Origin of the sequence: Helicobacter vulpis (genome assembly GCF_003660395.1) — a bacterium.
In the GTDB taxonomy this organism is placed as follows: domain Bacteria; phylum Campylobacterota; class Campylobacteria; order Campylobacterales; family Helicobacteraceae; genus Helicobacter; species Helicobacter vulpis.
In genome coordinates, this window is record NZ_QXQT01000032.1 from 1 (window position 1) to 9941 (window position 9941).

Sequence of the window (9941 nt, forward strand, 5' to 3'; positions counted from 1 at the left end):
AGATGATAGCTATCAATCAGGGTTTAGGCGATCTCAAGCTTTACACCCAAGAGGACTATAAAGCTTTAAGAGCCTTAAAAAATGAGGGCTTAAGTATTGCTGAACTAAAAGCACGCATTGGCAAGATAGAAAAAGAGGCTAAAACACGCTATGAAGTCTTACAAGAGCAATACAAAGACCACCTAAGCCCCGAGCAAGTGGAGAACAAGATAAGCATTGCTGAAGCCAAATACAAAGACTATCTAAGCCTTAGTGCCGTGCAAGAGCTTAGGCAAAAGCACACTAAAGAGCTTGAGCTTAGAAAGCAAAGCTACACTAAAGACATCAATACCAAAGACACAGAGCATGCCAAAACCTTACAAGAAAAACAAAAAGAGATAGACACACTTGAGCACGAGAACACCCAAAAAGACAATGCCCTTCAAGAATTAAAGGGACAGATTGTCAAGCACACTAAAGAGCTTGAGAACTCTAGGCAAGAGATTGCCACACTCCAAGCTGAACTCAAGACTGCCAAGACAGAAGCCAAAAACCAAGCACACATCAAGGCTTTTGAAAGAGAAGCTGTTCATCTCATCAAGAAGTATGTAGCCCCCGTTACCACAGGTGTAGTGGCACATATCCAAGCCAGTGGTGAAAAGATCACAGAAATCCATAGGCAATGCCAAGAGGAGATGATCCAACAGGCGAGCGTGTGTGTGGTGCTAGGCGAAGAGTTGCAAGCTGGCAAGTTTAAAGCGTTTAACAATGTAAAAAAACTTTTTGGCAAGGGGGTTAAAGACCCTATGCCCTACGAGTATGTCAAGCAGGGTAAAATCCATTACAGAGAGCTCAACAGACGCGAGCAAGCCATTAAAAAAGATTTAGATGACACCCTCAATCAACACAGCCAAGCAGTGCAATCCATCAATGAGCGGGCTTGTGCTGTGATCTTAGAAGCTGTGAAGAGTGTCAAAGATGGGATTACCAAGCTTGCCACAGAGTTTAAGAGCAGTGCGGAGTATGGGGCAGAGCTCAATCAGGCTAAAAGACAGATAGACAACCTTAAAAACGATAAAGAGCGTTTGCAAAATAAAGTGAGTGCCTTAGAAAAAGAGAAAGAAAGCACCAAGCAAGAGTTAGAAGAAGCACAGGCTAACAAAGAAGCCCTTAAACAGAGTGGCATTGAGAACACAAGGCTTAAAGATGAGCTAAAGCGTGCAAAGACAGAGCTACAAGCTACACAAAACACTTTAGAAGCCACACAGAGCGATTTACAAACTACAAAGACGGAACTAGAAACCACAAAGGCACAGCTAGAGAGCACACAAAGCGATCTGGGGGCTTTGGAGATACTAAAGGGTGTTGTGCATGCAAAGATTGCTGAAATAGGCAAAACAAGCCCCGAAGTGGCTCAGACATTAGAGATCAAAGCAAGTAATGCATTAAACGACCTTGCTAGTCTCAGAGAAGATTTGCCTAGAGTCTTGGCGCAAGTAAAAGCAATCCAAGATCAAGAGCAAAAGGGGGGTGGGGGCAGGCATATTTAGACTTTGATTCTGTGCTTTTTGTGTAGAAAAATTACGGAGAATTTTCATTAAAAATATTGCAAAAATATTCAAAAATATTTTATGGCAATCATTTAAATTATTTTCAATTTATATTTTTGATTATTTTATTTAATTATAATAACTTAATAATTTATTAATATTTAATATTAACTTAATTAAATAATTTTAAATAAACAAAATTACAAAATATTAATTAATTAAATTAATAATTAATTGATAAAAATAATTTTGTTAATTGATTTGTGCTATAATATACCTATTTCACAATCAAGGGAGCTATCCATGTTTGACATCACTTCTACAGAGGACATCACAAGCTATGCCTTGCGTTTGCAAGAGATTAAAGAAAAAATGAAACAAGCTGGGTTGTTAGAGTTGTTTGAAGAGGCTTTGGAGATTCAAGAGGGCTTTAAGCACCTTCTAGCTCTATCCAACAAAAATAAAAAAATGCTGACAGCAGAGATTGATGGTAAAAGACCTGTAGGGCGGCCTAGAAAGGTGGTAAAAGAAGTGGCTCAAGCCACTCAAACAAAAGGAGAGCAAGAGGCTACACAGATTAACCAAGTTGCCACAGCTAGCCAAGAGAAAGACACGCAAAGGGGGCAAGGGATTGCAAAGAATGAAGCCAGCCCACAATCTCAAGGGCAAGACACACAAGAAAGGCAAGACACGCAAACAAAACAACAGCAAGGGCTAGACACTTCTAAACCTTCTAGCCTAAAAAAGACCCCAAAGCAAAGAGGTAGAAAGCCTGAGAGGGGTAGCTAGAGGATAACTAAAACGAGACTATGGCACTCAAGGCAACAGCAAGCCCAAGAAGCTAAGATCAAGAAAAATTAGACAATGAAGCTAGAAAAGTGTTAGACCTAGAAACTTTACTATCCCAAAGGCGTTTGGACTCTTACAACAAAGACCTACAAGCGCACCTAGAGAATTTAAAACTCATTGGCAAATACACGCCTAAAATCGCCCTTGTAGAGATTGCCTTGCGTAATTCTTTAGACCACTTAATGCGTGCTAAAGACACAGAGTGGATCAACAACTCAAAAGACCCCCGTGTGATCCAAATGCGCACAGAAACGCTTCAGGCGTGCAAGGCAACCACTCTTAACCACGATAGCTATCTCTCTAAAATGACTTTAGGCATGGTGATTTATCTCATTAGGCAAGAAAAGCTTTTGGCACACATTTTGGATGCCACAAAAATAGAACTCCAAAGCTATGACCCTAGCAACAAGAAAAGACATTTCATCAATGGCAGAAAAAGCCACTTAAACCACTACCACAAAGCTGAAGCCGTTTTAAGTTTGTTTCATATCCTACGCAACCGCTGTTACCATTGGGAGAACATCACAAAGGTAAGGGTAGGCAAAAACAGACAGACCTACCCAAGATTGACAACGAAAATCCTAGACAACTTCATAGGCATACACCCAAGCAAGATTGGAAAATTCTTAGACGACTTATTGAGGGCTTTTAGCGAGGATTTACTAAGATACGCCAGCCACTGAAAGTAGCTGATGAGCGAAAGTCCGCTCTCCGAATTGTCCGCTCATTCTAGCACAAGGCAACTAAAAATCCGCTTTAAAGGGCTATTTTAAAAACGAGCGTTGCTATCAACCTCACCCATTCATCTATTTTTCTCTTGCCTGTAATCGCATGCGCCGATCTTTTCAATCAAATCCACACTTTTTAAAGACAGCGTGATCACCCTAAGCAAGGTTTCAAAGATGTATTTACCTCCTTTAAAATCGTTGGGATCGCTGATAATCAAATCTCCATTAGCATCTTTGGCTTTTTTGGATTCTTTGACTCTTTGGGCTTTCATGTAAAGTTTAATCACCGATTCACCGCATAAAGTGTATTCCCAAGCCTTGCTGGGGATGTTATCAATGCTCAGATACTCGTTGTAAATGAGACGGTTCGTGTCTTTTTCAAGTTGCATTTTGCTGACCCGATAATGTTCGTCTGGGGCGTTTGCTAAATCGCCCTTGTAGATGATGCGTAATTCTTGGCTAGGCTCTAGGCTCTCGTAGTTTAAGTGTAATTGCGCGAGCTCTCTACCTAAAGCACTCATCTTTTTAAAGTCCCTTGCCAGTGGCACACGGGGGGATTCTTTGGCTAAAAAGTTGCGATAAATTTCTTTAAAGCCCACATGGTGCAAGATGGCATAGACAAAATAAAAAATGTCCTCTGCTGTGATGTTCTCATCTTGGTAGTGTTTTTGAAATCTAAAGAGTGCGCTTAAGCTAATGGCGCTCTCTTTTTTGCCATCGCTATAGAGGGGGTAAGCATTGATACATGGTCTAATTAACCCCACATCTGTAATGGTTCTTGTCATCAACACGCTCAATTCTAAGGTGCTTCCATTCACACACAAAAATACATTTTTGCTCTTTTCAGTGGGGAGCAAAGTGGCAAATTTTCTAGGTTCTTCAATCCACTCGGGGTTAAAATAACAATGCCGCTTGGTAAAGGGGCGGTAGGTGATGGTGCGCATGTATTTTAAATCTATGTCTGCTAACTTCTGCTTTTTACAAAATTTCTTTTTTAAATCCCGTGTCCAACCTATTACTCCACTTGTATCGATCTCGGTGCCTAAGAATTTATAGGCATCGGCGGGTTTGGTATGTGGTGGGAGTTTTGTCTCAAAGGATTTGAGATCAAAATTAGCTAGATTTTCATGGTAAATGCGGTGAGCGTTTTGAAGGGTGTTTTCTAAGGTTTGGCTAGAGGGGTTGATCACCCACTCATCACAACCACTTGTAACCCCCCTAGTTTCTGCAACAAAAACACTCGCCTCGCCCACTGCTGGCTTTAAGCGGATAAAATCTCGGTAGTTCCCCCCCCCCCCCCCCCACAGACATCATCTTGGCGTTGGTTTAACCAGTCGTGCTCTTTATTGGGGATGATCTCTTTAAAAGCAATCTTGCTTAGGCTTTTGTGCTGGGTTAGAAATGCTAATTTGTCTTTTGCTCTTAAATCATCGCCGATGTCATAGTAGTGGATCGCATGCGTGTTGCAATGAGGGATTTTGATCCCAAAGATGATAGCAATGCCCACTTGCACATCAAATATATTTTCACCCTCGTTTTTCTTAACTTTATCACGCTGGTTTCTCAAATCCCCCCTTAAATCTAAAATGTAGAAATGGTTGTAATCTTTGTATAGCTCCCTGCGCACCCCTGCAGCGCTCTTGCTAAATAAAAACCCGCTATTGACCACAAAGCCTAAGACTCCTTTTTCTCCTAATCGTTCTGTGGCCATGAAAAGCGCGCGGATAATAGAGTCCCGTGTGGTCTGCCCTAAATTTGAAATCCCCACACCTGAATATTTCTTTTTGAGTGCTTTCTCTAACTCGGGATAGGGGAGTTTGGTGTTGTTGTCGTTGGCATCTTTTTGGTTGGCGCTATAAGGGGGGTTGCCACAGATCACGGTGAGCTTTTGTTGGCTAATCTTATCTTTTAATTTTTTATTCTCATTTAGGGGTGTGGGGGCATCCCTAAAGGCTTCAAGCAAGCCTGCCTGTGTTTTTTTATAAACCGCTTCTTCTTTATAATCCAAGCTATCGCAAAGCACCACATTTTTAAAAAGCCCAAAATTCGGGTCGCGTTGCTGGCAGGTTTGGCTGATCTTTAAAAGCGCGCTGTGGTAAGAGAGCAACATGATCTCTTGGGCATAAATCCCTTCTTTGGCGCGCTGTAAAAAATGCGCATCATCAATCAAGCCATTTTCTTTGTTTAAAAGCGCGCTGATGAACGACCCCGTGCCACAAAAGGGATCAAGCACCGCCACGCTAGAATCGTTAAAATCTGTCTTAAAATGCTCTTGCAAAAGGTCTTGAATCGAGTGCAAGATGAAATCAACGACTCCTAAGGGGGTATAGACAATCCCATATTTATCTTTTTCTTTTTCATAAACCCCTTGCACAAACGCCTCATGCACGCTGTTTAAGAGTTTAAGTCTTGTGGTGTCGCTCTTAGCCCCTTTGACTTGGCGTTCTACCTCTTTGTAGTAATCTAAGAAGTCCTTTGTTTCTGCTTGAAAACCCCAACGGGTGTTGAGCTCTTGGATTTTTTGTTCTAAGCCTAAAGCAATGGGCTCTTGAAACTCCCCAAAGCACGCCTTGTAAATGGGGTATAAAATCACATGGGCTGCAAGCATATCCAGGGCTTGGTTTTCTTGGATATGCTGGTGGATGTGGGTGCGTAGGAGCTCTAAGAAGTCTTGTAGCCACTTGGGGTCTTTAGTCGCCACGCTTTTTATGCGTGTGCCGATGTCTAGCATTTTTTCGCTCGCCCTCTCCCCAAATCGTTTCCAGTAAAACTTACTGCCCGTCATCTCTGGGATGGCTGCTTGGATCGCCTCAAGGCATTCTGGGAGATTGGCAAAGAGTGAGCGCTGATCTGCTAGATTTAGTGCTTGTTTATCTGCCTCACTGCTTTGCTTGATCTGCGGGTTTGGCATGGCTAGCAAGACTTTATCCTCAATCACCCGATCATCAAAGTTTTGCATCGCCCTTAAAATATCCCACGCAGTGCCAAAAGAAGTGCCTTTTATGGAGTTGCTAATATCTGTAGTGTCGGATTCTACTACCACTGGGATGATGATGTAGCCCGTATCCTTGCCCTCACTCGTGCGGATCGCCCGCCCGATGCTTTGGGCAATGTCAATCTTAGACTCTTTGCTGTCAAAAAACACCACAGTGTCTAACGAAGGGATGTCCACTCCCTCGGATAGACAACGGGCGTTGCTGAGTACCTTGCATTCACCCGTTTCTACTTTTTTAAGCCAAGCGATCTTGGCGTTTCTGTCTTTGGCACGCATTGTGCCATCTACATGCATAATGGCGACTTCTAGGGGGGTTTCCTCGCTATTTTCTTGGTAAAGTTGGATAATTGGGCTAAATTGACTCTCTAATTTTTTGCTTGTTTCGCAAAATGTTGAAAAACACACGGCTTGTTTGCTAGGCAAGCAATCTTGTGAATCTGTGCCTACATTCCCTATCATTTTCAAGTCTTGGCGGGCTAGCCCCTTATACACCCCCACGACTTTAGCCCCAAACTCTAAGCTAATGGCTTCGTTACTCACCTCTTCTTTGGAGATACTCGCCCCTTTTTCGCTAGCGTGGTGTCTTTCATTGTAGGCATTCACCATATCCGCTATTTCTTGTTGTGGGCTGAGTAGAATGATGACTTTATAATCTGTCAGCAAGCCACTATGGATCGCCTCTCCAAACCCAAGATAATAAAATTCCTCACCAAATTGGGCTCTATTGTCCATACTGATGATGTCTTCTACCTGCCCTTTTTTAACCTTGGGTGTTCTAGGGGTAGCCGTCATATAAAGACGTTTGTTTGCTTTAATCTTGCTGTCCTCATGGCAAATTGTCCATGCTGTGTTCTGTTTATCTTTGGTGTTAGGGACTGTGCGGTGGGCTTCATCACAAATCATTAACTTGAAAGAAATCCCTGCTTGTTGGCATGTTTCTTGGATCACAGGAGAAGATTGGTAAGTAGAAAACACCACTAATAATTTGTGATTCTCTTGAGCTTCTTCGTAGGCTTGGACAAGATGTTTAGGATCTGTGCTGGCATGGACGCTCTCGTCAGTAAACTTATCTTCATCCTTACCCACAGATTTATCGCTGCAAATGATGCAGGATTTAAAGGGTTTGCTAGGATCGTGATCCATTTCAAAACTTCTGAAAGTTTGCCCTATCAGGGCTAGACTAGGAGCGAGAAATAAGACACAATCGCGCGGCTTAGTCATGGCTTCCATGATTTTTAAGCTTGTGTAGGTCTTACCCGTGCCGCAAGCCATGATCATCTTGCCTCTATCGTGGTCTTTAAAATATTCTAGAGCCCTTAAAATCGCCTCCTGTTGGTGTGGCTTTGGGGATTTTTGGGCGATTTTAATCTTATTGTGTGCGCCTAACTCTGCCCAATCAATATCAGCAGCTATAAAATCATCTTGAGAAATAATGCGGATAGGCAATTCGTTATTATCTGTAATTGTGTCAAAATGCCTCTTTGTTTTTTCATTCACTCCATTAAATGCAATGAAAATGCCTTCTGAAAATTTGATACCATTACTTAAACCGCTCTGTAAAGGTGCTGTAAATTTCTCGGCTTCTGCCAATCTCACTTCATTCTTGTGATATTTACATTGCACAGCAATATAAGAATTATTATTTTTAGTGATCACGAGATCGATGCCGTGATCTGAGCCATCTTTGTGGAGAAAGTCATCCCACAAGTCCACTTTTTTAAAAGCATTCTCTGTGTCTGTCCTCTCGAGCATGTGCCTAGAAAGTGTTTCAAAGAATGAACCTCGTATTTGTGGCGATTTGTCTTGGATATAGACTTCTTGGAATTGTTCAAAGGTCATGTACACCCTTATTTGAGCATCTTTAAAAACCTCCATTCTAACATGAATTACCTATCTTTCTTGCACTGCAATGCTTATGGTATCATTCACCATAAAGTGGATACACTAAGAGACTGGTTTTAATCTTAGCGGATTGGAAAATAAAAAATGGCACAAAAAGGCTCTAAAGAGTGGATTGAGCAATACAACAAAGAAGTGGATGCCTATAACGCACGCCACAAATCCCAATGGGATGCCCAAAAGAATCAAGAATATTTGCGTATGCGTTTTGGTACGCCTCCTAACAGCACCGTCTATTGGTGGGACGATGCTTGGTGGTGCGATGGAGAGTATTTGTGTGGGGATTAGAGTGCCATTTACAACCCATTCACTTGCATTGTCTATAATCGCTCGCAGTTATCACCTCTAGTTGCAGAGTACTCATCGGCTATGTAAGTCTAGTTGTCCTAGGCTTATAAGCCCGCCCGAAGACCGCTAAAACCAACGCCACACTTTGTAAGGTGTGGCTAATGTGGTGCGGTGTGTAACTTTGAGAATACGCGTTAAACCCTCAAAGGCACGGCTAGCTAAGATGTGGTAACCGCTGGCTACCTTTTTTTCTCACTTACTAACAAACCCGTAGAAACCTAGAAAACTTGGATGAAAAACTTGCTCCAAAGATTCGTTTGTTTTCTCAAGCCCCACAATCGCCCACAATCGCTTTCACCCCCAAAGCCATGTTTGACACCCATAACCCCCAACCTTGCGCTCTATGCCCCTTTAAAAGCAATTTAAACGCTATATGTGCTTAAGTGCTTTGCTCCACTCTCTTCAAACAACCCCAAACAACCCACATCACCACAAAAAACAAGCACCCCTAACCCCATTGCCACTCCAAAGCTCCAACACCCCAAGCAAAGACCCTAAGTGTCTAGTTTCTAAAAGCCATTTTGGGCGGTATTCATGCGTAACTTGTCTTTTACAATCTTACCCCATTTGTTTAAATACCAATTCTACCAACCTAGAAGGCTCTACAATCAACACAACACCACTTACCCATAGGTTTTTCTCTTTAACACTCCAAAGGCTTTATACAGCCTCTAAACGCTCATTCTCATTTTAAAAACCCAAAAGCTCTCTTTACTGCAATGACAACATAAAGCCATAAAACAAACTCATCTTTTACCTCAAAACCCTCTCTTGGGGGTTTGGGGGCTTGCCCCCAAGAGCAAAATAAATGCCAAGCGTCAGCTTGGCTTACCGATTCATGCACCCTTGCATCAAAAATTTTTCATTTTTTCTAAGTTTTCTCACCTGCTTTTGGGCTGATGCTAGTTCCCGAGCGCATGCGCGCGCGCGCATGCGGGTTTTTAACCTTTTAAAAGACTTCGTCTTTTTAACCTTTTAGGGGGGGCGCGGGCCTCGTGTGGGACGGGGTTCGCGAGGGGGTAACCATACAGAAATACGCACTAACCATACAGAAATACGCACTAACCATACAGAAATACGCACTAACCATACAGAAATACGCAAGTAATAATATGTTTTAATTAAAATATAATGTTTAATTATGCTACTATGTGTGAAGCATTGCTTAATTGGCTATGAGATGATGGATATGAACGAACAGAAAAAGAATTTAATGCAACGACTCAAGCGACTACAAGCGCTCATAGATGCAGAGACAGATACAACATTTAGAGATGCTTTAAATAGAGAGAAGACAGAATGTCTCGAGCGGATAATGGAGTTAGCTACACAGCAAACCTCACCCCAACAACTCCAGAGTTCCACCCAAGAGCAGACCACTCCAACACCACCCATGACAGCTGAACCAATCACAGAATCAAACAATCAGCAAGAGCCACAAGCTACAGAAGCCCAAGTTATAGCACAAGATAAACAGAAAAACCTCCCGGCTGTCATCGCTGAAAAATATGTAACCTTCCATAACGATGTCAATTCTGTATCTCTAGGTAGGCTAAGTGCATTAGAAGCCAATTTGCTCTTTGCCATCTTCAA

The 9941-nt window shown here is 42.2% G+C and carries 7 protein-coding genes; 5 read left to right on the forward strand and 2 right to left on the reverse strand.

Translation table 11 applies throughout. The annotated features are described in order from the left end of the window. From EAO38_RS09265 to EAO38_RS07930, 3 genes are all read left to right on the forward strand, one after another. Window positions 1-1529 (forward strand): hypothetical protein (locus tag EAO38_RS09265; protein ID WP_235852583.1); only part of this gene is annotated, 1529 nt, incomplete at its 5' end. A 303-nt stretch (window positions 1530-1832) separates the two neighbouring features. After that, complete coding sequence (locus tag EAO38_RS07925; protein ID WP_121022708.1) at window positions 1833-2318, forward strand: hypothetical protein; 486 nt, start codon at window positions 1833-1835, stop codon at window positions 2316-2318. 89 nt (window positions 2319-2407) lie between these two features. Then, on the forward strand, window positions 2408-3061 hold the full coding sequence (locus tag EAO38_RS07930; protein ID WP_121022709.1) for a hypothetical protein: 654 nt from the start codon (window positions 2408-2410) through the stop codon (window positions 3059-3061). A 119-nt stretch (window positions 3062-3180) separates the two neighbouring features. Here EAO38_RS07930 and EAO38_RS07935 read toward each other — a convergent pair whose 3' ends face one another. Together EAO38_RS07935 and EAO38_RS07940 are read right to left on the reverse strand one after the other, a co-directional pair. Next, window positions 3181-4359 (reverse strand): type ISP restriction/modification enzyme, encoded by a 1179-nt coding sequence (locus EAO38_RS07935; RefSeq protein WP_121022711.1) that lies wholly within the window; start codon window positions 4357-4359, stop codon window positions 3181-3183. A gap of 8 nt (window positions 4360-4367) precedes the next feature. Next, window positions 4368-7940 (reverse strand): DEAD/DEAH box helicase family protein, encoded by a 3573-nt coding sequence (locus EAO38_RS07940; RefSeq protein ID WP_162982743.1) that lies wholly within the window; start codon window positions 7938-7940, stop codon window positions 4368-4370. Window positions 7941-8087: 147 nt separating this feature from the next. On the opposite strand from EAO38_RS07940, the gene EAO38_RS07945 reads away from it, so the two are divergent. Both EAO38_RS07945 and EAO38_RS07950 read left to right on the forward strand, forming a co-directional pair. Then, window positions 8088-8288 carry a hypothetical protein gene (locus EAO38_RS07945; RefSeq protein WP_121022715.1) on the forward strand — a complete coding sequence of 67 codons (201 nt, stop codon included), beginning with the start codon at window positions 8088-8090 and terminating at the stop codon, window positions 8286-8288. Between the two features lie 1243 nt (window positions 8289-9531). Next, a partial coding sequence (locus EAO38_RS07950) for a hypothetical protein (protein WP_162982744.1) occupies window positions 9532-9941 on the forward strand: 410 nt, incomplete at its 3' end.

Bases quoted from the DNA above. Each gene is read 5' to 3' on its own strand.
- EAO38_RS07925 (WP_121022708.1), top strand. From the start codon at position 1,833: ATGTTTGACATCACTTCTACAGAGGACATCACAAGCTATGCCTTGCGT.
- EAO38_RS07940 (WP_162982743.1), bottom strand. From the start codon at position 7,940: ATGACCTTTGAACAATTCCAAGAAGTCTATATCCAAGACAAATCGCCA.
- EAO38_RS07945 (WP_121022715.1), top strand. From the start codon at position 8,088: ATGGCACAAAAAGGCTCTAAAGAGTGGATTGAGCAATACAACAAAGAA.